This is a genomic window from Pseudomonas sp. JV414 (assembly GCF_032424305.1).
In the GTDB taxonomy this organism is placed as follows: Bacteria; Pseudomonadota; Gammaproteobacteria; order Pseudomonadales; family Pseudomonadaceae; genus Aquipseudomonas; species Aquipseudomonas lini.
Genome location: NZ_VYKC01000002.1, coordinates 507,834 through 533,792 on the forward strand (window position 1 = coordinate 507,834; position 25,959 = coordinate 533,792).

General features: G+C 56.2%; 26 protein-coding genes. 16 read left to right on the forward strand and 10 right to left on the reverse strand.

The window, feature by feature from the left end:
- Positions 1-80: 80 nt before the first annotated feature.
- The 4 genes from F6R97_RS03195 to F6R97_RS03210 all read right to left on the reverse strand — a co-directional run bounded on the left by F6R97_RS03195 (position 81) and on the right by F6R97_RS03210 (position 3,720).
- Complete coding sequence (locus F6R97_RS03195) at positions 81-1,259, reverse strand: XdhC family protein (RefSeq protein ID WP_095058138.1); 1,179 nt, start codon at positions 1,257-1,259, stop codon at positions 81-83.
- A gap of 51 nt (positions 1,260-1,310) precedes the next feature.
- The gene (locus F6R97_RS03200; RefSeq protein WP_095058137.1) at positions 1,311-2,216 is read right to left on the reverse strand and encodes a LysR family transcriptional regulator; all 906 of its coding nucleotides are present in this window, start codon (positions 2,214-2,216) and stop codon (positions 1,311-1,313) included.
- Between the two features lie 102 nt (positions 2,217-2,318).
- The gene (locus tag F6R97_RS03205; protein WP_079302510.1) at positions 2,319-2,672 is read right to left on the reverse strand and encodes a cyclophilin-like fold protein; all 354 of its coding nucleotides are present in this window, start codon (positions 2,670-2,672) and stop codon (positions 2,319-2,321) included.
- A 160-nt stretch (positions 2,673-2,832) separates the two neighbouring features.
- On the reverse strand, positions 2,833-3,720 hold the full coding sequence (locus F6R97_RS03210) for a LysR family transcriptional regulator (protein ID WP_048392883.1): 888 nt from the start codon (positions 3,718-3,720) through the stop codon (positions 2,833-2,835).
- 188 nt (positions 3,721-3,908) lie between these two features.
- On the opposite strand from F6R97_RS03210, the gene F6R97_RS03215 reads away from it, so the two are divergent.
- The 4 genes from F6R97_RS03215 to F6R97_RS03230 are packed head-to-tail and all read left to right on the forward strand — an operon-like array spanning position 3,909 to position 8,021.
- Positions 3,909-4,799 (forward strand): SDR family NAD(P)-dependent oxidoreductase, encoded by an 891-nt coding sequence (locus tag F6R97_RS03215; RefSeq protein ID WP_088500320.1) that lies wholly within the window; start codon positions 3,909-3,911, stop codon positions 4,797-4,799.
- A gap of 22 nt (positions 4,800-4,821) precedes the next feature.
- Positions 4,822-5,985, forward strand: a complete 1,164-nt coding sequence (locus F6R97_RS03220; protein ID WP_304576043.1) for an MBL fold metallo-hydrolase — start codon at positions 4,822-4,824, stop codon at positions 5,983-5,985.
- A gap of 3 nt (positions 5,986-5,988) precedes the next feature.
- Positions 5,989-7,308 (forward strand): NTP/NDP exchange transporter, encoded by a 1,320-nt coding sequence (locus F6R97_RS03225; protein ID WP_304576042.1) that lies wholly within the window; start codon positions 5,989-5,991, stop codon positions 7,306-7,308.
- Positions 7,305-8,021, forward strand: a complete 717-nt coding sequence (locus tag F6R97_RS03230; protein ID WP_176167048.1) for an NADPH-dependent F420 reductase — start codon at positions 7,305-7,307, stop codon at positions 8,019-8,021. The genes F6R97_RS03225 and F6R97_RS03230 overlap by 4 nt, the downstream gene beginning before the upstream one ends.
- Before the next feature lie 188 nt (positions 8,022-8,209).
- Here the strand turns inward: F6R97_RS03230 and F6R97_RS03235 are convergent, their stop codons facing one another.
- Genes F6R97_RS03235 through F6R97_RS03255 form a run of 5 tightly spaced genes read right to left on the reverse strand, consistent with a single transcriptional unit; the run spans position 8,210 to position 13,336 of the window.
- Complete coding sequence (locus tag F6R97_RS03235; protein WP_013692788.1) at positions 8,210-8,983, reverse strand: L-iditol 2-dehydrogenase; 774 nt, start codon at positions 8,981-8,983, stop codon at positions 8,210-8,212.
- A 57-nt stretch (positions 8,984-9,040) separates the two neighbouring features.
- Positions 9,041-10,138: an ABC transporter ATP-binding protein gene (locus tag F6R97_RS03240; RefSeq protein WP_013692787.1), complete on the reverse strand. Its 1,098-nt coding sequence runs from the start codon at positions 10,136-10,138 to the stop codon at positions 9,041-9,043.
- A gap of 57 nt (positions 10,139-10,195) precedes the next feature.
- Entirely contained in the window at positions 10,196-11,029 is an 834-nt protein-coding gene (locus F6R97_RS03245; protein WP_013692786.1) for a carbohydrate ABC transporter permease, read from the reverse strand.
- Positions 11,030-11,039: 10 nt separating this feature from the next.
- Positions 11,040-11,966: a carbohydrate ABC transporter permease gene (locus F6R97_RS03250; RefSeq protein ID WP_013692785.1), complete on the reverse strand. Its 927-nt coding sequence runs from the start codon at positions 11,964-11,966 to the stop codon at positions 11,040-11,042.
- Positions 11,967-12,025: 59 nt separating this feature from the next.
- Positions 12,026-13,336, reverse strand: a complete 1,311-nt coding sequence (locus F6R97_RS03255; RefSeq protein ID WP_304576041.1) for an ABC transporter substrate-binding protein — start codon at positions 13,334-13,336, stop codon at positions 12,026-12,028.
- A 292-nt stretch (positions 13,337-13,628) separates the two neighbouring features.
- On the opposite strand from F6R97_RS03255, the gene F6R97_RS03260 reads away from it, so the two are divergent.
- The 4 genes from F6R97_RS03260 (at position 13,629) to F6R97_RS03275 (ending at position 17,741) form a co-directional block, all read left to right on the forward strand.
- The gene (locus tag F6R97_RS03260; RefSeq protein ID WP_304576040.1) at positions 13,629-14,579 is read left to right on the forward strand and encodes an AraC family transcriptional regulator; all 951 of its coding nucleotides are present in this window, start codon (positions 13,629-13,631) and stop codon (positions 14,577-14,579) included.
- Positions 14,580-14,640: 61 nt separating this feature from the next.
- Positions 14,641-15,549: a carbohydrate kinase family protein gene (locus F6R97_RS03265; protein ID WP_304576039.1), complete on the forward strand. Its 909-nt coding sequence runs from the start codon at positions 14,641-14,643 to the stop codon at positions 15,547-15,549.
- Between the two features lie 731 nt (positions 15,550-16,280).
- Entirely contained in the window at positions 16,281-16,961 is a 681-nt protein-coding gene (locus F6R97_RS03270; RefSeq protein WP_048392867.1) for a class I SAM-dependent methyltransferase, read from the forward strand.
- 48 nt (positions 16,962-17,009) lie between these two features.
- A complete protein-coding gene (locus F6R97_RS03275; protein ID WP_095973849.1) occupies positions 17,010-17,741 on the forward strand; it encodes a RibD family protein in 732 nt (243 codons plus the stop codon).
- An 81-nt stretch (positions 17,742-17,822) separates the two neighbouring features.
- On the opposite strand, the gene F6R97_RS03280 is transcribed toward F6R97_RS03275, so the two are convergent.
- Positions 17,823-18,731, reverse strand: coding sequence for a LysR family transcriptional regulator (locus F6R97_RS03280; RefSeq protein ID WP_048392865.1), 909 nt, complete (start codon positions 18,729-18,731; stop codon positions 17,823-17,825).
- 110 nt (positions 18,732-18,841) lie between these two features.
- Here F6R97_RS03280 and F6R97_RS03285 point away from each other — a divergent pair, with 110 nt between their 5' ends.
- The 8 genes from F6R97_RS03285 to F6R97_RS03320 all read left to right on the forward strand — a co-directional run bounded on the left by F6R97_RS03285 (position 18,842) and on the right by F6R97_RS03320 (position 25,829).
- Positions 18,842-19,609 carry an SDR family NAD(P)-dependent oxidoreductase gene (locus tag F6R97_RS03285; RefSeq protein WP_095973926.1) on the forward strand — a complete coding sequence of 256 codons (768 nt, stop codon included), beginning with the start codon at positions 18,842-18,844 and terminating at the stop codon, positions 19,607-19,609.
- A 671-nt stretch (positions 19,610-20,280) separates the two neighbouring features.
- Positions 20,281-21,030, forward strand: coding sequence for a hypothetical protein (locus F6R97_RS03290; protein WP_095973848.1), 750 nt, complete (start codon positions 20,281-20,283; stop codon positions 21,028-21,030).
- Between the two features lie 110 nt (positions 21,031-21,140).
- Complete coding sequence (locus F6R97_RS03295; RefSeq protein WP_048392860.1) at positions 21,141-21,371, forward strand: AlpA family transcriptional regulator; 231 nt, start codon at positions 21,141-21,143, stop codon at positions 21,369-21,371.
- Positions 21,372-21,375: 4 nt separating this feature from the next.
- On the forward strand, positions 21,376-22,218 hold the full coding sequence (locus F6R97_RS03300; RefSeq protein WP_095973847.1) for a ParA family protein: 843 nt from the start codon (positions 21,376-21,378) through the stop codon (positions 22,216-22,218).
- A gap of 86 nt (positions 22,219-22,304) precedes the next feature.
- The gene (locus F6R97_RS03305) at positions 22,305-22,514 is read left to right on the forward strand and encodes a hypothetical protein (protein WP_095973846.1); all 210 of its coding nucleotides are present in this window, start codon (positions 22,305-22,307) and stop codon (positions 22,512-22,514) included.
- A 14-nt stretch (positions 22,515-22,528) separates the two neighbouring features.
- Positions 22,529-24,100, forward strand: coding sequence for a ParB family protein (locus F6R97_RS03310; RefSeq protein ID WP_095973845.1), 1,572 nt, complete (start codon positions 22,529-22,531; stop codon positions 24,098-24,100).
- Positions 24,097-24,645, forward strand: a complete 549-nt coding sequence (locus tag F6R97_RS03315) for a DUF2857 domain-containing protein (RefSeq protein ID WP_048392851.1) — start codon at positions 24,097-24,099, stop codon at positions 24,643-24,645. Before F6R97_RS03310 ends, F6R97_RS03315 begins: the two co-directional genes overlap by 4 nt.
- Positions 24,642-25,829, forward strand: a complete 1,188-nt coding sequence (locus F6R97_RS03320) for an STY4528 family pathogenicity island replication protein (protein WP_095973844.1) — start codon at positions 24,642-24,644, stop codon at positions 25,827-25,829. The genes F6R97_RS03315 and F6R97_RS03320 overlap by 4 nt, the downstream gene beginning before the upstream one ends.
- Positions 25,830-25,959: the final 130 nt, after the last annotated feature.

Consider the following 25,959-nt stretch of genomic DNA (forward strand, 5'->3'; position numbering starts at 1 on the left):
GTTTTGATCAGCTTTGGCCTCTAATGCGTGCAGCGCATCGGCGAGGCTCATATCCTGCAGGAGCTTCCAACTCAAGTCTTCTACGACTCTGCCATGGATAATTCACGGGAACATCTGGGTTCAAGCTGACAAGTTTCGTGGATCGTTGACGTCCGCAACTTCAGACTTCCACCCGCTCGCCCATTCAGGACGGCCTGCATCTCCCCAAGCACCGCCATCGCCACACTTTCCGGGGTGTCCCCACCCAAATCCAAACCCATTGGATAGTGCAATCGGTCCAACGCAGGCAGGCTGTTTGTCTGTCGCGTTATTTCATCAAGCAGACGCTCGGTCCGATCACGCGGCCCGAGCTGACCGATGTAACGGGGATTACCTTGTAACGCGCCTTTCAACCAATGCGCATCCTGGCTCAGGCTATGGGACATTACCGCCACACACGCCCCCTCCACGAACTTTCGAAATTCGAAAGGCCCGCCTATATCGGCGCTCAACACCCGATCCGCTTCGGGAAAACGTTCCGGACGGGCGAAATGTGGGCGACTATCAACAACGGTGACATGCCACCCCAGGATTTTTGCGATCCGTACCAACGGCTGCGCATCATGGCCCGCCCCAAAGATCATCAGACGCGGTGGTGGCGCGACGTATTCCAGAAAAACCTCTACCTCCGCATAGCCTTCGGTATAGCGTTGCCGCGTAGATTTTTGCTGGTCCAATGTGAGACGCAGATCAGCGGTAATTCGCTCGTTCAGTGCAGGATGGTAGAGCCCTCCGAGGGGCGCCGCGCCAGATTCCAGGAACACACGGTCTCCAACATCTGCACGGCTATTGCGTGAGCCCGCTATTACCGTTGCGATTGCTACGGGTCTCTGGTTGCTTCTTACTTTGCGTAAAGCATCAAGCACAGCGCATTGCTTTGTAGCTGGTACTCGCTCAAACAACACATACACCTTGCCGTTGCAGCCCAGCCCAAAACCAAGGGACTCTTCACCGCCCTCTTCGTCTGTGGCCTCGGTCGTGCTGTAGCTACGAATCACCGGGCCCGACTCACTCAGCCACCAGGCCTTTCGCACCACATCAGCCTCCAGACAGCCACCACTGATAGTGCCCTCCGGACGTCCATATTGTGAAACGAGCATGCGCGCCCCCGGACGGCGATACGCCGACCCCTCGACCTTCACAACGGTGGCGAGTACAGACTCTCGACCCTCGTTCTGTTCGGCGTGGATGGCATCGAGCAATGCGTTCAAACTGGACATATCAGATCTCTCTCCCAAAGCGAATCCGGCGAAGTCGCTGTCGATCGCCAACTATCCAAGCGGGCGCAACTCTCTGATCAAGTCGATCAGCAAACGTAGCGTGATCGGCACCTGCCGGTAGCTTGAGTAATAGATATGGAAGCCTGGACCGACACTGACCCAATCCTCCAAAACCACTTGTAAAGTTCCTTCCGCTACAAGCGGCGCGACAATGGGTTCAGCACAATAAGTCAGCCCAGCGCCCTGGGTGACCATGGCGAGCATCATCCGCGTCTCATCCAGCACGACATTACCGGACACTGGGATCTCTAATTTTTCACCCTCTTTCTCAAACTCCCAGTTGTACATCCGGCCGTTGCCTAGCCGAAACCTTAAACAACTGTGCTGTTTCAAATCCTCGGGGTGCAGCGGCATGCCACATCGGTCGAGGTAATCGGGGGTTCCTACCACGACCCATCGAACAGGGGGGGAAAGACTTTGGGCAATCATGCCTTCAGGTACGGTAGCGCCATACCTGATCCCAGCGTCGAAGCCTCCTTCAACAATGTCCACCATACTGTTGGTGGTTGAGACTTCCACTTCGATATCGGGATAACGATGAGCAAATGTCGATAAAACGGGTGCCAACAAAAGGAGCGCCGCGTCACTGAAAACATTCAGCCGTATACGACCAGTGGGCTCATCACGGAACTTATTCAACAACTCAATGGCCTGGTCGATTTTGTCGACAGGTTCGCTTATCAATGCCAGCAGCTCCTCACCGGCTGCCGTCAGGGTGACGCTGCGGGTCGTGCGATTGAGCAAACGAACCCCCAATCTCGCCTCCAGCCCCTTGATCGCATGACTCAGCGCAGATGCACTTATCCCTACTTCAACACCCGCACGACTGAAGCTGGAATGGCGGGCGACAGCTAAAAAGTAGATAAAATCGCCAAAGTTGGCACGAGTCAGCTGCATGAGTTCTCTGCCATTGGTGTGAAACGTATGAACGAAAGGGCCTCTCCCGCCCCCTGCGCCACAGACAGTTTTTGCCGGCGTGGTTCTGACTGTTTTGGGGTATCACTCATCGACCAAGGTGATCGTTACTTCAAGGGACCCAGGACGCGCGAGTATTCCCAGGCCGGAATCAATCCTGCCGAGTTTGATAAGGTCGCTCGAATACTTGAACCCTTTATGAAAAATGGCGAGATTTCCCCAAGGCGCATAGAAGGCAATGTCACCCGCCGAAGGCGTGAACCCAGCTGGCGCGCCCTGTGTCGATAATGGCTCGGGCAGTACGCTGATCTTCTCGGTCGAGGCGTAGTCGTCCAGTGTCAGTTTCATCGGCAGCTGTTTAACGAAATCTATGGAGGAATCGTTGTTGTCGAGCGTTGCCGTAACCGGACCGCCTGAAACATCGATGCGTATTTTCATAGTTGCTCCACTTTGCTCCGATGGGCTGCGGGGCACGCCCTACCCCCGACCCGAATTGATCTGACAGCCAAATTGCTTTCCCGCCAGAAGGTATCAGCTGACAGAAAAACTGAAATACCTCGCAGCGATTGAAGTCATGAATGAGATTTATCAATCGTCCTTACACACGCAGTGCATTCATAACCAGCGTGAAGGCCCGCGACGGCTGCCTGCGACTTGGGTAATACAAATGGTACCCCGGGAAGGGAGCACACCAATCTTCCAGCACACGAACCAGGCGGCCATTTTCCAGATGCGGTGCGAATTCTTCTTCAGGAAGATAGGCGATGCCCAGGCCGGCCAAGGCTGCATCCACCATGCTGGGAGAGGTGTTGAAAACGAGCTGGCCATCCACTCGTACGTTTAACGGTTGGCCACGACGCTCAAACTCCCAAACGTATAGCCCCCCTGCTGTTTGCATACGCTGATTGATACAACTGTGCTTTAGCAGGTCCCGTGGATTTTTGGGCGTTGGATGCCTTTCGAAATACATCGGGGAGGCCGCAGCGGCCATGCGCAGTTGAGGACCGATGGGTACCGCAACCATATCCTTGTCGATGGTATCGCCCATACGCACGCCTGCATCGAAACGGTCGGCGACGATGTCTCGAAAACCATAATTGATATCGAACTCTATCTTGATATCCGGATAATCGAGCAAAAGCGGCGTGAGCTTGGGAAGCAAATGTGCTCGAAGAATGTGCTCACCACAGGTGATGCGCACGGTGCCGGCGGGTTTATCGCGCATCTCGGTCAGTTCGTCGAGTTCTGCCTCGATTTCGTCAAAGCGATGACCAATGGCTTTTAGTAAACGCTCGCCCGCTGCCGTAGGCGATACGCTACGGGTGGTTCGTGTAAGCAAGCGAATCTCCAGCCTGGCCTCTAACCCGCTCATTGCCTGGCTGAGGGCAGATTGAGTCACGCCCAGTACGGAAGCTGCCCGCGTGAAGCTGCCTTCACGGGCAATCGTTACGAACGATAAGAGATCATTGAGGTTACGTCTGACCATCGCCCAAGTCTCTCATAAATCATTAATTAGCAGGCCTTATAGCCCCTTTAAGGACTGATTAGCTAGTGGCGTCGAAGGGGGCCGGTTACATTAACAACCTCTTTTTAACCAACCCTTCGTTGTATTCAGCGCGAGCGATCGCCATGGCGCTTGGGACGAGAGGCGCGAAGTGACCCGAGGGGACGTGCATGGATCGTAGAGACTTTCTCATCAGAGGCGCCGGACTGGGTTCGGCGTTGATCGCAGGCTCACTTCTGGAAGCAACGGCATCCTGGGCAGAGGCCCCAACCAATTCCCGAAGGGAGGCTCCCGCGTCCAACGCACAACGGGACAACAATGCAAGCGGCAAAGCCCGCGTATTCATTACCGGCTCGGCCGATGGACTGGGCCATGCCACCGCCAAAACCCTGCTTGCCCAAGGCCACGAGGTTGTCGTGCATGTGCGCTCCCCTGCCCGGTTGTCTGCCGTGCAAGAACTGGTGGACCAGGGCGCCATCGCGACAGTCGGCGACTTGGGCGATCTTGAACAGGTTCGCGACCTTGCCCGTCAGGTCAATGCCATCGGCGCGATGGATGCCATTGTTCACAACGCTGGCATCCTCAGCGGGGCGCAACTGCTAGTCGTCAACGTCGTCGCCCCCTATATGCTCACGGCCCTGATTCAGCGCCCCAAGCGTCTGATCTACCTGAGCAGCAGCATGCATAGGGGCGGACGAGCCAGCCTGACGGGATTGGACTGGTCGGGCAGCACCCCCACAGGCAGCTATTCGGACAGCAAACTCTTTGTAACCGCACTCGCAGCAGCCGTTGCGCGGTTGTACCCCGACGTCCTCAGTAATGCGGTCGATCCGGGCTGGGTCCCAACGAAGATGGGAGGTCCCAACGCACCTGACGACCTGCGCCTGGGACACCTGACCCAGGAATGGCTTGCCACCAGCAATGACCCTGAGGCACTCACCAGCGGCGGCTATTGGCACCATCAGCGACGCGAACAGCCGCATTCCGCGGTCCAAGACTCCCGATTCCAAGACTTGCTGCTGGCTGAACTCACGCGCGCCAGCGGCACGAACCTGTCGTGACCACCTCCACGGTAACTACTGCATGAAATTATTCTGGGGTCGTCTTCTCATGGCCGTTGTCGGTATCGCTCTGCTAGGCATCGTTGGCGCCTTCGCCTATTTACAGCAGCCGGTCTTCGGCGACCTGCCCAGCGGCGAGCGGCTGACGCGCATCGAACATTCGCCCAATCATGCCGACGGAGTGTTCCGCAACCAGATCGACACGCCCATGAAGACCACGGACCAATCCGAGATATCGATGTGGATGCAGACCCTTTTCGGGCAAGAGGGACAGCCTCGACCGCCAAGCCCGATTCCCGCCGTCAAGACCGACCTCAAAGCACTCGACCCTACACAGGATATAGTCGTTTGGCTGGGCCATTCCTCCTACTTCGTGCAACTGGGCGGACAACGCATCCTGATCGATCCGGTGTTCAGCACTTACGCCGCGCCGATCCCCGGAGTGAACAAGGCATTCGAGGGCACCAGCCTCTACACGGCCGATGACATACCCGAGATCGACGCTTTGTTGATCAGCCACGATCATTACGATCACTTGGACTATCCAACCGTTCAGGCGCTTCAGACCAAAGTCAGAAAGGTTATCGTGGGGTTGGGTGTAGGCGCGCATTTCGAGCGCTGGGGCTACGACATTGGAGTCGTACGCGAAGCCGACTGGAACGAAGTCATCGCGCTGACACCGAACGTCAGAGTCCACGTCACCACAGCTCGACACTACTCTGGACGCACCTTTACCCGCGATCAGTCGCTGTGGGTCGGCTTTGCACTTGTGTCTCCTGAGCAGCGGTTGTTTTTCAGTGGCGACTCGGGTTATGGCCCGCACTTTGCCGAGATCGGCCAGCGGCTGGGTCCGTTCGACTATGTCGCCATTGATGCAGGTCAGTACGATCCGCGCTGGGCGAATGTCCACATGAATCCGGAACAGGCCGCGCAGGCAGCCAAGGACCTGCACGCCCGAGTGCTGATGCAGACGCATGTGGGCCGCTTCTCCATCGCCCCTCACGATTGGGATGATCCGTTCAAGCGCATGCAAGTCGCCAGTCAGGGGCAAACCTTCGCGCTGTGGACGCCCGAAATCGGCCGCACGGTCTACCTTGACGGCCGTGCGCAGTCGTTCACGGCATGGTGGGAAGACGACGCAGCGAAGACTCCGCCTCAGGTCGCAACTGGAGCCAGGAAGGAGTAAGTCGTGCAGTCTCCCGTCTCGCTGTTGTGGCTACGTCAGGCAAACGTGCGCCCCGAAGAAGCACCCGCAGTCCTGTGGTCGATGCTCTACGTCATCGCGCTATTTCTGGCGTATTACCTGTTGCGACCGATCCGCGACGAGCTCGGTGTGGCCGGCGGGGTCCAGAACTTGCCCTGGTTATTCACTGGTACGTTGTTGGCGATGCTGGTAGCCAGCCCGTTGTTCGCGCTGGCCGTGCGCAAACTGCCACGTAAGCAGTTCATCGTCGTGGCCTATCGTTTCTTCGCTGCCAACCTGATGTTGTTTGCACTGCTGCTGCATCTCACCGATCCACAGTGGCAGGTGTGGCTGGGACGTGCCTTTTTCATCTGGGTCTCGGTGTTCAACCTGTTCGTCGTCTCGGTGTTCTGGTCGTTCATGGTGGATATCTTCGACAGCGAGCAGGGCAAACGGCTGTTCGGGCTACTCGCGGCAGGAGCAACGATTGGCGGCCTCTTGGGCTCGGCTATCACTTCCAGCCTGATCCAACAGTTGGACCGCTCCTGGCTGATGGTGATTGCCATCCTGTTTCTGGAAGTGGCGGTACTTGCATCACGCCGTTTATCTCGCCTTGCTCCGATGCTCAGCCACACCACGCCCAAGGAAAACCCTGACCGACCCTTGGGTGGCGGCATCTTTACCGGCATGGTCCACACGCTGCGCTCGCCCTACTTGGTCGGGTTGGCACTATTCATTCTGCTGTACTCGGTTACATCGACTTTCTTGTATTTTCAGCAGGCCAGCATCGCCGAGACCTCGTTCCCTGATCGTGCGGCCCGCACGGCGTTCTTTGCCAATATCGACTTGATCGTCAATGCGATCACACTGGTATTCCAGCTGTTCATCACCGGCAGGATGATCGCCACCGCGGGCATCGTGGCAACGCTGTGTGTCCTGCCGCTGGTCAGCCTGTTCGGCTTCGCTGCCTTGGCCGCCAGCCCTAGCGTCGCAGTCATCGTGGCCGCGCAGGTCGCCCGCCGGGTAGCGAACTTCGCACTGGCCAGACCCGCCAGGGAAATCCTGTTTACCTCCAGCACACGTGAAGATCGCTACAAAGCCAAGAACTTCATCGACACGGTCGTTTATCGTGGCGGTGACCAAATCGCCAGCTGGGGATACGCAAGCCTGATGGGCCTTGGCCTGACCCTGGCGCAGATTCCCATGATCTCGGTCCCCCTCTCAGCTATCTGGCTGGGCTTGAGTGTCTGGTTGGGACGAACCCACCTGAAGCAGGAACAGCGCGATTCTACGGTCTCACCATCATTGATTGAGGACAGGACATGAAGTCTACCCGCCGCTCCATAGTGAAATCCCTTGGCGTATTGGCCGCTCTGCCTTGGCTCATCCCCGCGAGTCGCGCCTTTGCGGTCGCGCCAACCCGCATCGGCGTGATCGGTAGCGGATCGCTGGGCGGCACGGTAGGTCGGCTGTGGGTCGAGGCTGGACATGAGGTCATGTTCTCTTCCCGCCATCCAGAGCAATTGCAAGACATGGTTGAGGCGTTAGGGCCACGCGCTTCGGTCGGCCTGCCGATGGCGGCAGCGGAATTCGGCACCGTGCTTCTGTTGGCTATTCCGTTTGAAGCGCTACCCCAGGTCGGGCGAGACCTGCACAGTGCCTACCGCGGCAAGATCGTTCTGGACTCCACCAATCCTTGGGGCACAAGCAGCAGCGATGTATACCGCGAAGCGCACAACCTGGGCGTTGCTGAAACCGTCGCGAAGTACATGATCGGCGCGCGACTGGTGCGCGCATTCAGTGCCGTCGATGCCACCGTGGTGGCAATGTCTGCCTCACGAGCGGGCGGGCGCATTGGCATGCCCGTCGCAGGAGATGACGCCGAGGCCTTGCGGGTCGCCGCCGACCTGGTACGCGATGCTGGTTGCGACCCAGTCGTCGTGGGCAACCTGGCTGCCTCCGCCTCGTTCCAGCCGGGCAGGCCGGGTTTCCGCGCCCATCTGACCGCACCGGAACTGCGCCGCCTCCTCGGCCTGTAGTGCAGAGTTCTGGTGGCCGCGTAGATAAGCAAGAAACCTTGCTGCTAGCTCCCACCTCAACAATCGGCCGGTGGATCAAACTGCCAGGCTCTCATGAGTCGGGCAGCGTGATCGCGAGGAAGCTGAATCTAACCGCCGGGTGATCGGAAAATGTGCCGCTCTCCTGTCACCCGCCCCCCCTCCTGCACTCAGCTCATCCAGTTCCCGCCATCAACGTTGTACGTTTGTGCAACGATGTAATCGCTCTCCGAGCCCGCCAGGAAAATTGCCATTCCTACCAGATCCTCTGCTGTCCCCATTCTTCCATACGGAACCTCAAGGCCGACGAGCCGCTTCTTCTCACCCAGGGGTCGGTTCTCGTGTTTGGCAAAGAGCGCGTCGACACCGTCCCAGTGTTCGCCATCGACAACCCCCGGGGCAATCGCATTGACATTGATTTTGTGCTTGATGAGGTTAAGGCCAGCAGACTGTGTAAGGCTGATGACGGCCGCCTTGGTGGCGCAGTAGACGCCTACCAACGCCTCACCGCGGCGACCCGCCTGGCTGGCCATGTTGATGATCTTACCGCCATGCCCCTGACTGATCATCTGCTTCGCCGCTGCCTGAAGCGTGAACAGCGTCCCGCTGACATTGATTGCAAAAAGCTTGTCGTAGCTTTCCCGAGTGATCTCGGTGATCGGTGCAAGATCGAACAACGCCGCATTGTTCACAAGGATGTCCAGCTTTCCTGCGTGGGCAACGACCTCCGCGATCGCTGCATCAATGGACGCCTGGCGGGTAACGTCCATCTCCACCGCGTAAGCTTGCGGCCCAAGCTCGGAGGCCGTCGCTTGAGCTCTTTCCAAATTGATGTCGGCGATAGCGACCGTAGCGCCTTCACCGATATAGGCCTGGGCAAACGAGCGTCCAATACCGCGCGCGGAACCAGTGATCAAAGCGCTTTTACCTTCGAGACGTTTCATTGAATCTACCTTTGTGGTTCGTGGCGCGCTTCATCGAAAGAGCGCGCGTGATGGAAGTCAGGCCGCGCGTGATGCCGCAGGGCTTACCGAAAGACCGCTCTCATCAAATAGATGGCAATGAGCGACATCGAGGGTGAGATAACGCCGGGCGGCGTACGGCACTTCGCAATCCCCCTGGACACGTACCGTCAGGCTTTCTCCTGAATCGACATTCACGTGGCAGAAGGTATCGCTGCCCAGGCGCTCGGTGACATCCGTCGTGACCGGCACTTGGCCTTCAGCGCCCAGGGTCAAATGCTCCGGCCGTATCCCGATCGTCACGGATTGCCCAACCGACAACGCACTGCTGTCGCGTGGAATGAGCAAAGTGGTTCCAGAGGCGAATCTAACCTCCACCCCCGATGCATGCACGGCATGCACAGTCGCCTGCAAGAATCCCATTTTTGGTGTCCCAAGGAAGCCGGCAACGAACAGGTTGGCAGGGTGATGGTAGAGCTCGAGCGGCGAACCAATCTGCTCGATCCGCCCAGCGTTAAGCACAACGACCTTGGTGGCGAGCGTCATGGCTTCGACCTGGTCATGGGTCACGTAGATCATGGTCGCCTGCAGCTCCTTATGCAGTCGGGACAGCTCCAAGCGCGTCTGTACACGCAGCGCAGCATCAAGGTTCGACAGTGGCTCATCGAAAAGGAAAATTTTCGGGTTTCGGACAATCGCACGCCCAATAGCGACTCGTTGGCGCTGACCACCTGACAACTGCTTAGGCTTGCGGTCGAGCAGAGAACCAAGTTCGAGAATCCTTGCGGCCTCGGCGACCTTCCTTTCCACATCCGGCTTCTTCTCACCGGCCAGATCCAAGGCAAATGACAAATTCTTGCGTACCGTCATGTGCGGATACAGAGCATAGGTCTGGAATACCATGGCCAGGTCTCGTTTGGCAGGAGTCACCTCAGTGATGTCTCGGCCGTCGAGCTCGATCGTGCCGCTCGTGACGTCTTCCAAACCTGCAATCAGGCGCAACAGGGTCGACTTGCCACACCCCGACGGCCCTACGAACACCACAAATTCCTTGTCCTTAACCTCGAGATCGATGCCCTTGATGATGGACAGTCCCTCGAAACCTTTCTTGAGATTTTCTATTTTCAAAGTGGCCATGCGTAAAGTCCTGTATGAAATTGGAGCCTTCGCGAAATCATTGAATGCTCGACGTCGTCATTTGACGGCGCCAAAGGACAGCCCACGAACCAATTGCTTCTGACTGATCCAGCCGAAGATCAAGATAGGTGCGCAGGCCAATGTGGAAACCGCGGAAAGCTTCGCCCAGAACAGACCCTCAGGGCTCGAGTAGGAAGCGATCAGCGCGGTCAGAGGTGCGGCGCTGGAGCTCGTCAGGTTGAGCGACCAGAAGGCCTCGTTCCAGCACAGGATCATCGACAGCAGCATGGTCGACGCCAGCCCACCCTTGCTGATGGGCAGCAGCACGCGCAGCATCTCCTGCCCCAGGGTCGCGCCGTCCAGCCTGGCCGCCTCCAGAATCTCCCGGGGGATGTCTTTGAAGTACGTGTAAATCATCCATACCACGATGGGCAGGTTGATCAGGGTGTAGATCACGATCAGCGCGATCCGGGTGTCCAGCAACCCCGCCCCCTTCGCCAGAAGGTAGATAGGCATGAGCACCCCAACTGGAGGAAGCATCTTGGTCGATAGCATCCAAAGCAGCGTCTGCTTAGTGCGCTTGGTCTCATAGAACGCCATCGAGTAGGCCGCCGGCACCGCGATCAGCATGCACAACGCTGTAGCGGAGAAGGAAATCAGCACCGAGTTCCACGCGAAGTGGAAGTAGTCACTGCGCTCCTGGATGTGCAAGTAATTCTCCAGCGTAGGCATGAAGATGAACTGTGGCGGCGTAGCGAAGGCGTCGATCTCGGTCTTGAAACTGGTAAGCACCATCCAAAAGATCGGAAAGAACAACAGCAAAGCGGTGACCCAGGCCAAGGTGCCGAGCAGTACGCTTTGCAGAGACCGGGATTGTTTAAGCGTCATCATGGCGTTGTCCTCAGGCTTTGTCGGTCAGGTTCTTGCCAATCATGCGCACCAGCACAATCGCCGCGATGTTGGCGATCACCACCGCAATCAGACCACCGGCCGAGGCCATGCCCACATCGAACTGCACCAGTGCCTGGTTGTAGATCAGATAGGCGAGGTTGGTCGAAGCGAACCCAGGTCCGCCATTTGTCGTGGTGAAGATTTCTGCAAATACCGACAGCAGGAAAATCGTCTCGATCATCACCACCACCGCGATGGGCCTGGCCAAATGTGGCAGGGTCAAATGCCAGAAGATGGCCAGGGCACCCGCCCCATCCAATCGAGCGGCCTCTTTCTGCTCTTGATCGAGCGACTGCATGGCTGTCATCAGCAACAAGATCGCAAAAGGCAGCCACTGCCAGGAAACGATGACGATGATCGAGAAGAGTGGGTAATGAGCTAGCCAATCGACGGGCTGTGCCCCGAAGAACTTCCATACCGCCGCGAGGATCCCGGAGACAGGGTGGAAGATCAGGTTCTTGAAGATCAGCGAACCCACGGTCGGCATGATAAAAAACGGCGAAATGAGCAGCACCCTGACTATGCCGCGTCCAAAGAACTCGCTTGCCTCAAGCAAGGCTGCAATCAAGACACCAAAAATCACGCTGATCAGCAGCACGCTGCCCACCAATATCAACGTGTTAAGCGCTCCGGGAAGAAAACCCGAATCTGTCACGAAATAGGCAAAGTTCTCCAGGCCAACGAACTCGTTTTCCCCTGGATTGAGCAGGTTGTACCGGATCACCGAAAAATAAACGGTCATGGCCAGCGGCACGATCATCCAGAGCAACAAAAGTGCAACCGATGGCGACACCAGAAACCATCCTGGATTGATCAAACGGCGTGCGCGTGATGGCGCCGAGGCCGCAAGCTGGGCTCGAATAATGGACGTGTTCATGATTATTTACCTGTGCGGCTGTGACCGCCGGCGCTAAGCCGGCGGAGGTAAGGGGCTATTTATTTTTTGGGATAGCCCGCACGCTTCATCTCGCGCTCGGTTGTGGACTGGGCAGAAGCCAGCGCTTGCTCAACCGACATTTGTCCTGTCAACGCTGCGGAGAAAAGCTTGCCTACCGATGTACCGATCGACTGAAACTCGGGGATCACCACGTATTGAATGCCCACGTACGGAACAGGTTTGGCTGAAGGCTGCGACGGGTCAGCGTGCTTCATCATTTGCAACGTTACCTGAGCAAACGGCGCGGCCTTGAGGTAAGCGTCACTGTAGGTCGAGATGCGTGTACCGGGTGGCACGTTCGTGATGCCATCCTTATCGGTAACTAGCTGGATGTACTCTTTGGAGGTGGCCCAGGTGACGAACGATTTGGCGGCCTCTTTGTGCTTGGAGGTGGCAGGAATTGCCAATGACCAGGCGTACAACCACGAGGACCCCTTGTCGGTAACCTCAATAGGCGCAGGAGCGAAACCTACGCTGTCCACCACCCGGCTCTGCTCCTTATCGGTGGTGAAAGATCCAGCCACGCTTGCATCAACCCAAATCGCGCATTTTCCACTGTTGAAAAGGGCCAGTGTTTCGTTGAACCCGTTACTGGATACTCCGGGAGGGCCATATTTCTTCAGGGTATCAACATAAAACGTCGCTGCTGCCTTCCACTCAGGACCATTGAGTTCAGGCTGCCATTTCTCATCGAACCAGCGCGCCCCGAAGGCGTTGGCCATCGTGGTAAGCAAGGCCATGTTTTCGCCCCAGCCAGCTTTGCCACGCAAGCACATGCCATATTGATCCTTCGAAGGATCATTGAGCTTGGCAGCGAACTCGCCCAGTTGCGACCAGGTCGGCTGCCCCGGCATCGTCAGCCCTGCAGCCTTGAACAGGTCGGTGCGGTAGTACGTGATGGTGCTTTCGCCGTAGAACGGCAGTGCGTAGAGCGTATCGTTAACAGAAAGGCCCTGACGCACGGCAGGAAAGATATCGTCGACGTCGTAGCCGGCCGGGAGGTCCTTCATCGGCTCTAGCCAGTTCTTGGCACCCCACATCGGGGTCTCGTAGGTGCCAATCGTCAACACGTCGAACTGACCACCTTGAGTGGCAATGTCAGTGGTCAGACGCTGACGCAGAACGTTCTCTTCGAGCACGACCCAGTTCAGTTTGATGTCGGGATGCTGCTGCTCGAAGATCTTGGATAGCCGTTGCATTCGGATCATGTCACCGTTGTTGACCGTCGCGATGGTCAGCGTCTCAGCGGCATGGCTGGCAAGGGCGAATGACAGACCAGTAGAAAGAATTAGCGCATTCGTAATCTTCATGGGGCTCTCCACTCCAAGCCAGATGACCGGAGCTATTATTGTTGTTGTTCACCACTTGTGAGCAAAACAAGACCGCATTGCAGTGGTGGGCGAATTGATTAGATCACCTACCCGCCCCGCCCTCAAACGAATCGCGGACGCCGAACTGATACTTTTTTGATCGCGATAACCGGCAGCCACAAGGGTTAAAAAAGTATCAACCAGCTGCAATAGTTGGGCTAGCAGTCCCGGACGAATTCGGCGTATGGTTGGCGCATTCGATCCACCGTATAACTATAAAAAGGGGCACGAGATGCCTGACAACCGCGCTGCTTTGTTCGAGCACCGACCAGCCGACCTTGAAGTCATCCTTCCTGAACCCGATCAGAGCTTTCGATGGTACGAGCACGACTATCCATACGCCCTCGCCCGCTGGAACCACCATCCGGAATATGAAATCCACCTGATTCGACAAGGAAGTGGCAAGCTTTTGGCTGGGGATTACATCGGGCCCTTCACCGCAGGACATGTCGCACTGATTGGCCCAGGTCTTCCCCATGATTGGATGGGAGATATCGCGCCGGGAGAACAGCTCGTAGGCCGCGACGTGGTGCTGCAGTTTGACGGCGCTGCCCTGCTCGACCTCCAAGGTTCATTGCCTGAGCTATCGGAGCTGAAAACGCTGTTTGAGCTGGCACAACGTGGGATCGAATTTACTGGGGGGACGGCCGTCGAGGCCGCTTTGCTGCTTGAGAGAATCGGCGAGGCGACGGGGCTTCAGCGCCTGATCATGTTCCTGCAATTGATAGACACCCTCGCAAGGGCGCCAAAGCGCGAAATTCGGGTATTGGCCAGCGCCTGCTACTCGCCTTCGTTGAACGAGCGCAGCTCGGAGCGAATAAATCAGGCATTCGACTACCTGATCAATGAGCTCACATCCGACATCCGGCTATCTGTCATCGCCGAGCGAGTTGGGATGAGCGAGGCCGGTTTTTCACGCTTTTTCAAACGAATCACTGGCCACGGATTCATGGACCTGATGCGCAAGCTGCGCATCCAGCGTGCATGTCGGCTACTCGTCCAGACACAGCTCTCGGTCGCCGAAATCTGCTTCGAGGTTGGCTATGAAAACGTCTCCAATTTCAATCGCCACTTCCGTCATGAAATGCATCAGACCCCGAGCGACTACCGGCGTACTACTGCCGTGAAGCTCTTCAACCGAGACAGTCTTCACCCATCGCTACCGATCACGCAGGTGCGGTGAGACCGCGCCTATTGATGTGACGCACGATAGTGTCCCCAGCCCGATACAAGAGAGAATGAATATGCAATTGCCGAGCGTTGTTGTGTTTGGTGAAGCACTGACCGACGTGGTTCAACACTCGCCCGGACGGTGGCAGGGCTATCCAGGTGGCGCGCCCTGGAACGTGGCCCGCGCAATGAGCCGCCTCGGCGTGCCCACTGCATTCGCCGGCTCGATCAGTACCGACTCATTGGGCGATGAGCTCGCACAGCAATCGAGGGCTGCCGGTCTGGACATGAGATTCCTCCAGAGAGTTGACGCTGACCCTCTGGTAGCGATCGTGCCCTCCAGCCACCCTCCCCGGTATTTCTTTGCGGGCGAGGCCGATCTACTTTTTGATGTGGACCAACTCCCGGCAGGTTGGTTGGATGCGGTTCGACTCTGTCACTTCAGCTGTATCAGCCTTGCCCGTCAGCCATTGGGGGACAGGCTTGTTGAGGTGGCCAGGAGGGTGAAGGAAGAAGACAAGCTGATTAGCTATGACCCGAACTGGCGCAACCTGATGGACACCCGCTACCGCGAGCTGACTTTCCCGGCCATGGTGGAGCTTGCAGACATCATCAAGCTCTCGGATGAGGATCTTCGTCAGATATACCCTGGATTGAACGAAGAACAGGCCCTTCGAGAATTGCGGACAATGAATACTCGTGCCCAGATTCTTTTCACCCGTGGAGCGAAAGGCATGGTGTTGTATGACACCGACCTAAAGTTTGAACAGCCCGCGATCGCCGTTGAGGTCGCTGATACAGTGGGTGCCGGAGATTCGAGTATGGCCGGCTGGCTCGCCTCGACGCTTCTAGGCATCCAAGAGCCGCGTGCACGATTGGAGTTCTCCGCGGCTTGTGCGTCGGTGTCTTGCTCACATGCAGGGGCTTACGCGCCTAGTCGTGAAGAAGTGAACAACTTGCTGTCATACCGCATGCAACATTGACGCTGAAATTCGCATTGAACACAGCCATCTTGTCAGGTGACGGGGCTCAAGGCGCAGTGGATAGAGTACACATGCGGGTTGAGCCAGATGGACCAGTCCACCACTAGCCAGTTGAACCCGCACCAGTGTTCGTGGCCCAGGAGCAACAAACGCTCCCCCACCAGTTATTACAAGTTTTTGATCTGGCGCCCGGCAAGTCGGGCCTGCTCCATCTGCGGAAACCCCGAAGGTGAAAAGCAGCGTGCCGCCCCCAACCGCCAAACTGTTCTCTTCATCCGTCAAATCTCTTTGCTTACTTCGTCTGTCGGCGTCCCGAGCCGTCTTTCGTTCAAAGCTGAGGTCGTCAAGAATGAATACTCGTAAGTTATCAGCTGAGTAAAACTGGCATACGTCGCAGCGATTGAGACCAGAAATGAGACCTTTCAACCTCACCGACGACGCAATGATGATATTGACGCCCAGCCATCAATTCAGCTCATGGTTATATGCAGTCACGCAGCTAGCTCTTCGTCATCCCTGTCGTAAAATCATGCCACGGTTGCGCGGTCCCCTGCCTTATCGTCAATAGGTTCCACGCCCGTCCTGATAGAAGTCATAAGGCTTCTTTTGAATGACCTGAAGCTCCCATAGGCGCGCATACCCCGGCCACTGCCATGACCGCACCAGACCAGAATGAGGATCCCAACTCATACCCTCTGGAATTTTCTGCCGCAACAAATGGAGCCCCATTGATGCCCGATCCGATCAAGCTTGAATTTTCCGAAAAGTACGACGATAAGCACGCGCAGAGTTATTTACTCAAGCATCAGGACAATCTGGCCCGCCGTTTATCCCACAAACGCGACGAGCAATTGGCGCGTAGTGCGTTGGTCGCCGCTGGCGAGCCTGGCTTGGTGCTGGACTTGCCGTGCGGGGCCGGGCGTTTCTGGCCGTTACTGGCGCAAAAGCCTGGTCGCGTGATCATCGGCGCAGACAATTCTGAGTCGATGTTGAAGGTCGCAACCATCGCCCAACCGGCGGAGGTGGTGAAACGGGTTCGCCCGTTGCAGACCTCTGCCTTTGCTATCGATTTACCGGACAACGCGGTCGACAACATATTCTGCATGCGCTTGATGCACCACATCGGCGCCCCGGAGCACAGACTCGCGATTCTGCGTGAGTTTCAACGCGTTACTCGCGACAGCGTAATTATCTCACTATGGGTGGACGGCAACTTCAAGGCTTGGAAACGCAAGCGTACCGAAGTGCGTCGTCGCAACAAAGGAGAACAGGACGGTTACCAAAATCGGTTCGTGTTGCCGGCTACTACTGTCGAGGCAGAGTTTGAACAGGCCGGTTTCCGTGTTCAGAAATCCCTGGACTTCATACCGCTCTACGCCATGTGGCGAGTTTATGTATTACGCAAAAAATAACAAAATGGCCATCAGCCACTTATCCAAGCTTTATGGAATTGATAGTTCATGCCCCCTCGAATCATATGCCACATGATCAGCTCGGTGGACGGGCGCCTCGTGTCTTCTCGTTGGACATCTCTACCCAATGGGGACAGTGAGCAAACGATTAGAAATCATTACGAGCGAATTGCCGCCCGCCTAGGCGGCGACGGTTTCATCATAGGCCGAAAGACCATGGAAGCATTTGATGGTATTTCTTCAAAACCACCGTTTGTAGGGGAACACAGCGGTGGTCTGCGGGACCACAACATAGCGCATGAACCAGGGGACCCGGTTGCGATCGTGATTGACCCCTCCGGGAAGCTGCACTACCAGACGAATACCATTGATGGCGGGCATCGGATTATCTCCATTCTCGGCGACTCGGTATCGGATGCCTATTTGCAGGCGTTGCGAAACCAGGGCATTTCCTATCTCTTCGCAGGCCCTCATTGTGAAAACCTTAAGCAAGCGTTAGCGATGCTAGGCGCCCAGTTTGGATTGAAGACCCTGCTACTCGAAGGTGGCGGCGTGATCAATGGGACCTTTTTGAAGGCCGGTCTGATCGATGAGATCAGCCTTTTGATTTACCCAGGAATAGATGGTTTGAGCGGGGTACCAAGCATATTTGAATATCACGGCCAGTCGGATGAACGCCCTGCGTCCGGCCAGTCCCTGCGCCATATCAGTACGCAAACGATTGAGGATGGTTTCATCTGGGCCAGGTACCTCGTTGCGAAGATGTCACCGCACACATGACACTCGCAACAACGGCAAACCTCTAACGGCGGGAGCCCTCGCGTCAGGCTCTAGTCGCGCAAGTGCTTACGCTTCCAGTATTTAAGACGCTCGCTCCTGCATATAGGGCCGGGTCACCTGAGTGAGCCAGTTCAGCACTGCTTCCACGCGCGGAGCAACGTGCCTACGATGAGGGAGAAGCAACGAAGCCTGTATCGGGGGCGGCCTGAACTCTGGCAGTACCTCAACCAGCTCCCCGCTATCGATCAGGCGCTGGCTTGCCGGTACGGACACTTGCATGATGCCCAACCCGTTTCTGCAGGCCGCCAGCAGGAGTGAGCCACTGTTTATGGCGAGTGCACTGACCATGGGTACTGACTGCACCTCGCCATCTACCGCATAGCGCCAAGCAGCCTCTTCACTACGCAAGTTATTTGCGTAGTGAATAACACGATGACCAGCGAGGTCAGCGAGTGAACTCGGCACACCATACTGTCGCAAGTACGCTGGACTGGCTAAATTGCAGGCCTTCATTGTGCCTAATTTTCGTGCGACCAGATCCGAATCCGGCAGCGGGCCTATCCTGATCAAGCAATCAACACCCTCCTGTATCATGTCCACCCGACGGTCGTTGATACTGATTCTGAGATCAAGCAGCGGATGCGCGGACAGCAATTCCCGCAAATGCGGCATTACCAGCTCCTGCCCAAATAAGCTCGGCATATCGAGACGCACCCTACCTTGCAAAGCTCCGGCAGCAGGCCGAAACATCCCCTGCAAATGATCTGACTCCCTCAGCAGTTCTCTGCAGCGCTCGAAAAACAGCTCGCCATCAGGCGTCAACCGAACGCTGCGGGTGTTGCGTTGCAATAGCCGGCTACCCACATCGGCTTCCAGCGTCCGCACAATGGCAGAAGCCCGGCTCTTGGCAACACCGAGCTGCTCGGCCGCTTTAGTAAAACTGCCCAATTGGGCAACGCGGCAAAAAACCCGTAGATCATTCAACTCCATCGTCGATTGTTCTCTATAGATGAACAGAGGGTTAATTTTTCCCGACTTTATTCGCGTTCTTCAGAACCGTAAAGTCTGACCTCCGAATCTTTTCCGAGAACTGTATGACGATGACTAAAAAATCAGATCGCATTGCCCTTATTACTGGTGCCAGCCGAGGAATTGGACGGAGTAATGCCTTGAAACTCGCCGAAAATGGCGTCGATGTGATCATTACCTATCTGAGTAGTGCAGACGCAGCTGCGGCAGTTGTAAGCGAAATCGAAGCCTTGGGTCGTCGCGCCGTAGCCTTGCACCTTGATGTCGGCAATGCAGGTACGTTTGCTAAATTCGCAAACGATGTGAAAACCACGCTGCAGCAAAAGTGGCAGCGCGATCGATTCGACTACCTGATCAACAACGCAGGTGGTGGTACATACGCGACGGTTGCCGACACCACCGAGCAAGAGTTCGACCTCATGATCAACACTCATCTCAAAGGCACGTTCTTTTTGACCCAAAAATTGCTTCCGCTGATAGAGGATGGCGGACGCATTCTTAACACCTCGTCAGGTTTGACCCGCTTCACAGTGAGCGGCTACGCCGCCTACGCCGCAGCGAAAGCCGGCGTCGACGTGCTGACGCGCTATATGGCCATAGAGTTAGGTTCGCGGAGGATCAGCGTTAACGCTATCGCGCCGGGCGCGACGGAAACAGACTTCGGCGGAGGCGCTCTGCGCGATGACTCGGCCCTGAACGCGCAATTTGCTGGCATGACCGCACTGGGTCGTAATGCGCGCCCGGATGACATCGGTTCTGTAGTCGCCGCATTGCTTGGCGAAGGTACCGGCTGGATTACCGGGCAACGCATAGAGGCGTCGGGGGGCCTGCTCCTCTGAGCCAACGGTAGCGGTAGCGGTAGCGGTGGAGATGGCAGATGCCTGCACTCTCCACTTGCGTGCAGCGTCAACGAATATATTTGTCAGCGGCTGGGCAGACGGTGGCTTACAGCGATGGTAGCTTAGTGAATACACCGCGCGTCTGCTCGTAGGCCTGCACAACAGGTAATGCCAACGCATACTTGTCGCGCATTATTGCTACAGAGGATCTGCGGCCCTATACATTCCCAATTTATCATTTTCGTGCATAGCAGTATTCTGTCTCACCAACTTTTAACAAGAATCCTGCCCAGATATTATCTCCGCGCGAAGCCACAACCTCATAAAACCAGGTTGCGCAACATTTATTCACGAACAACTAATGATCAAAAAGACCCGTTTGGACGCATTCAGAATGTGAGATCGTTACATAAGAGCCTCGCAATTAGGCTTCTCAGCCACTGTCTTCCATTCCTGAAAATCTCACCGTGGTTCTGGATCATAGGGCTATCCAACAAATGGAAGTTAATAATAGCTAAAGCTCTTCGTTAGATCTCCCTAGACCATCATAAGGACGGAGCTTATCAAGGGACCGATCTGAACCAAGAGACAGGCACCGCAAGGAAGCAAAGGCCAGTACAGGCGTCTAAGAAGGTACCTAGCGGTTCTGCATCCCGGATGAGGCCGCTAGCATGTACACAGCTCACAGTTTCAATCCATGGGAAAAATCGTTTTACCGGCCGATTGATGCTGCCATACGCTGGTGTGGGCTGATGGATCACGAGGCTCAAATTCTAGACAGCGCCTGGGATTGTCCAGGTTTGCTGTCAAAGCAATTTCCACAATGGCCATGTCTGCATATCAATGTAGGGAAAATTCTCGATGCCATACGAAACAACGAGATCCCTTATGGTTATTTCGGTGTGACGACTCGGCCAGACAGCCCTATCGACTGCAGACTCGTAACTGTCAGGCATACGGATCTCAAATATTGGATGATTCACTATTATCCAGACCAACGCCCCGCTTTTCTATTTGGAAGAAAGCCGCCTGATGATTCAAAAATAAGTATTGATACCTACTTGACGCTGCGAGCTGATCGAGACGCCCTCGAAGTCAAGCTTAGGGCGATAGAGCTCGCTCATGCGGCCCTCCTGGAGGAGCTCAAGGCGATAGGCTTAGAAAGGGAGCGCTTACACGATCTAGTCGAGACGCAAGGCGAGCTGAATGACCGTAGCGAGGCTGGATATTTATGCGCCATCGGAGCTTTAATCGAAACCCTTCTTGGGTCCTCACCAGGAGGAGTACCTAACTCTGTCTTCAAGTCGCAAGCCGCTATAGTTGACTCAATCACTGCGCACTTTGAAGGTGTTCCAGGATTGAGCAAGCGCTCCCTGGATAAAAAATTTGCTGCGGCAAGACGTAGCCTTTCTCGGAATTGAAGCATTGCATTGCAATCTTATCTATTGCAATGCAATGACACTCTCCCATCAGTGCTATTCAATTCAGGTCACTTCCCACTATGCGCCAACCCGCGCCAGGAGTGACCACTATGCCCAGCCAACCTTTCCCCATAGCTGAAGCGCCTCAATCCATTAACGAACGTCACATCATGCGGCGTGAAGAGGTGGAGCGGAAAACCGGGTTTAAACGGGCGCACATTTATCACTTGATGAAAGAAGGTAACTTCCCTCAAGCCAAACGCATTGGACTGCGTGCCGTAGGCTGGGACTCACTGGAGATCGAACAGTGGATCACTGAACGTTTGGCGCAGCAGGCCTGATGTCATGCGTGTGGTGTCAGTGGTATCCACCAAAGGTGGAGTAGGAAAAACAACAGTGGCTGCCAATCTTGGCGGTCTGCTAGCGGATGCTGGCCTACGCGTCCTGCTGCTCGATCTGGATAGTCAACCCACTCTCTCGAGCTATTACGCTTTGAACCACGAGGCCCCCGCCGGTGCGTACGAACTCATTGCACTCAATCAAACAGATCCTGAGCAGATAATCTCCATGACCGAGGTCGTCGGTCTCGATCTGATTCTCTCGAACGATGACCAAGGCCGACTGAGTACCTTGCTACTTCACGCCCCGGACGGGCGATTACGGCTGCACAATTTGCTCGACCATTTCCGTACCCGTTATGACCTGCTGTTGATCGACACCCAAGGCGCACGTAGCGTGCTACTGGAGATGGCCGTCCTGGCATCCGATCTCGCCCTTTCTCCCATCACACCGGAAATGCTCGCAGCGCGCGAGCTACGTCGTGGCACCTTGAAGTTGCTCAGCGAACTCGAACCGTTCCGCCACTTGGGCATTTCACCACCCCCCTTGCGATTGCTACTGAACCAAGTGAACGCCCTTCGGATGGACACTCGAATGATCATCTGCGGTCTGCGGAAGACCTTCGCTGGGGCTACCAACATCTTCGTTCTAGACACCGTAGTTCCAGACCGAGTGGCGTATCTCAATGCCGCCTCTCTCGGTCTGCCCGTACACCGAATTGAGACGCGCCGGTCAGGTAAACGACGCTCAGCCTCGGCACTGGAAACTATGCAAGCACTGGCCATCGAGTTGTTTCCGGAGTGGAGCACAGCAATCTCTACAGTAAGCAGGCACGAGCAGGCTCAATAAAATGAGTCGCCAAGCCGGTATCTCTCGCCAAGTCATTTTAGTTTGATTGACCTTGAGGCCAACGGTGTTTGGCAAGGAGTCTCTTTATGCTGGATCACCTTCCCATCATCGTTCAACCACCTCTTCGACTAAACCACCCACCCCGCGAGGAGTACTGCACCGTAGTTTTTCGCCTGCAGGGTGGGCGCTCGGCCATAGGATGGCTCCTCGCAGAGCTTTCTCACCATTTCGAAGGTTCGGGCACTGCCGAGATCGTCAAGTTCGAGGTCGACGACAATTTGTACAACCAGCGTTGACTGAGGTTGCTCAAATGAAAAAGCTTAATCAGGAGCAGATCACCGACAAACTGCATCAAGACCACTTCCCTCGGGGTCCAGAACTGGAGCGGCTTTCCGATCCACTCATCGACACGCCTATGCTGGTCACGCTGGAGCAGCTACGCCCCTACGAACACAACCCGCGCTTCATTCGTAATCCGCTGTACGACGACATCAAGGCGTCCATCCGTGAACGCGGATTGGATCAACCTCCGCCGATTACCCGCCGCCCGGGAGAAACCTATTTCATCATCCGCAACGGCGGTAATACGCGCTTGGCGATTCTCGGCGAGTTGTGGCAGGAAACCCGCGATGAACGCTTCTTCCGCATTCATTGCCTGTTCCGCCCCTGGAGCAATGAAATCACCGCCCTGCTCGGCCATCTGGCTGAAAGCGATCTGCACGGCCAACTCACCTTCATTGAGCGTGCTCTGGCGGTAGCCAAACTCAAAACCATGTTCGAACTAGATGGAGCGACACTCTCGCAACGAGCGCTGGCGCGCCGTCTTGCCGCTGGGGGCTACCCCATTTCACAGCCGCACATCAGCCGGATGCTCGACACCCTCGAACACCTCCTGCCCGCCATTCCACAAACCCTGTATGCCGGATTGGGTAAACCCAAAATTGAACGTTTGATCGGTCTGCGTAGCCAGGCTGAACGAACCTGGAATCGTTATCCAACCGACATCATTGCGTTCCCCGAGTTTTGGCTCGAAACCTTGAGCCAATTTGATGCCGATCCCGAGTCTTTCGATCTTGAGCAAATCCAGGATGAGCTGCTCGAACGTATGAGCCGCTTGCTCGGACAGTCCTACCGCATGTTGGCCTTGGAGCTGAGCGCCACCCAACGGCCTGGCATTGTCATCACGCCTTCAGAGAACAGCCACCTGCCGAGCGTTGATGAAGCCGCGGCAGGACCTCCCCCCTCCGAGTCCCGCCCCCCATCAGTTGAAACTAGAACCCGGACCGAAACAGCGCGAGACGAGCAGCTCACGCTGCCCGAAACGAATGTCGCATCAGCAGTCAGCCCTCCGTTACGTGTCCAAAAAATTCGCGAACAGATTGATCGCGACACTGCCACCGAACCAACACCGAACGTCGCAACCTGCACGATCGACGACATCTGGATCATCGCACCAACACTGGATACCCCCGAACAACTACGTTTAGCCATTGCCGGACTGGCTCGGGAAATGGCGACCTATGCAGGACATCCCGAGAGCATCATCGATCAGAAGTATGGCTTGGGCTTCGTCCTGAATATCGAGCAACTTGATCTTGCAGCACCTCGTGCAACCGGCGTTCACCTATTGCTCCTGGCCCTGCTGCGTGCCCAAGACGACGTGAACTGGGAGGATCGCAAGCAATTGCCCTCAGCCTTGTTCGGGCAACTGCTATTGGGGGTCTATGAACTCCCGCTGACAGATCGTCCCGCCGTGGACGTAGGACTGGAGCGTCTGCCCGACGGTCTCTTAATCAAACTGTATCGCCTCATTCGCTTAGCTCGACGCTTGATCGACTTGACGCTTACCGCTGAAGGCGGCTCACCAAGGGAGGAGCTATGAACCTGTCCTTCAATGTGCTCAACCAGGCCATGCTGACTCAGGTCCTTCACGAGTTGCGCCTGGGTAACCTGCAACGCTGCAAAGCACTCGGGCTGGGTGAAGAGGACATTTACCTGTTGCAATCCTTACCGCCCACCACACTGTCACGCCTGGCCCATGCCACCGTCCCCTGGGTTGAGATCAAGATTGATTCGTCGGTGCTACATCGCTTGATCGACCAGGCCGAACGCGACGAACAGAACGAGCGCCTGATCAACCGAGCGCTCAAGCTCGGTGCCAGCAGTACTATCATGTATCAATGCTTTGGCTTGGCGCATTCGGAAACCGCCCTGCGCCGACGTCTGCTCAAGATAGAAACCCGTAAGGGCCGCCCTCAGAACTTGAGCGAAGCGCAGGAACATGCGCTCTGGCAGCGTTGGTGCCAGCTACGCGCTCAGGACGGTGCTGAGGATCAGCTCGACGCCATGATGATGTTGGCGGAGGAGCAACAGATTAGCTTGGCCATCGTTTGGCAGCAGATCGACCATTACAGCAACGGAACATGAATACCACCCCTTCCAGTCGCTGGCAGCGTGTTCTGCAGCAATGCACCCAACAGTTGAGTGAACACTGGCCCGCACGCCCGACCACGGAACCACCCTCCAACCAGGCCCTTCAGGCTGGCTTTCTTTTCAGCGGCCAATCACACGAAGTCGTGCCGCGTCGCCTGCTGCTGGATTGTCGGCTGACTCCGTTGGAACGTAATGCATGGCAAGTATTTCGACTCATGCTGCAGGGCCGGGGAGTGGTCACCCCGCGTTATGAAGATCTGCAACCTTACCTGTCGAGCGTTCCCTATGGTGTATCAGCCTCCCGCGAAACCATCGCTCGCGTCCTTACGATGCTTAGGTTGACGCGCTGGCTTAGCTTGGTGAGTCGTGGCCGCGATCAGCTCAGCGGGCGCCTACAAGGTTCTCTGTATGTCCTGCACGATGAACCGTTAACTCCCGCCGAAGCCATGGAGCTGGATCAGGATTATCTAGAGCTGGTCGGAAATGCCCTCAATCATGCGACCAAAGCTGTACGTATTGTCGCGCAGCACATTGTGAAAGACATCCACCAAGACACGGATATCGACCTGGGTCGACTCCCCACCCGGCTCGACAGTTGGAGCGAACATTGGACACATCAAGGATTGGATCAAGGAACCGATGAAGCGCTACACGATTCCGAACTGGCAGGTGATCACCGCGTTCGGAATCGAGTGAAACCTAATCCGGATTCCGAACCGGGTCTGAACGCCACTGTTTCCGGCACCGTTCGGAATCCGAACGCCGCTTGTACTGTATTAAAAGAAAGTATTTGTACTGTACCGCGCGCAACCCCAGCGGTGGATAACCTGCACTGGCCCGATCCTCTGCAGCTGAGCCCAAGCGAACGTCAGGCGGTCACCGTGGCGCTGGGCAAACTTAAACCAGCGGATCGACAGGCAGTGCTCAACGAAGCGGGCGCGCGATGTGCCGCCGGTGGTATCCGCAAACCAGCGGCCTATCTGATGAGCCTGATCCAGCGAGCGCTGAAAGGCGAGTTTCGTCCTTGGGCCGGTCAGGCTGAATCGCTACCTATTGCAGAACCGCCACCCGTCCCGTCACGCCCACTTAGAAAACGGGGCGAACCCGCCTCTGCCCTTGCCCAAGCATGCCTGAATGAGTTGCGCCAGCTGCGCGGCAAACGCCCTGGACGTCGGTAGATTTGATGCCACTGGCATCAGTGTCGAGCGTCTCGGAAATTAGCCCTCTCGAACCAAACCGAACAGACCGCATTCAGCTTTTTTGCTGTCCTTGACCTTTATCTGTCGCAACGTTCCCGTCCAAGCAGAT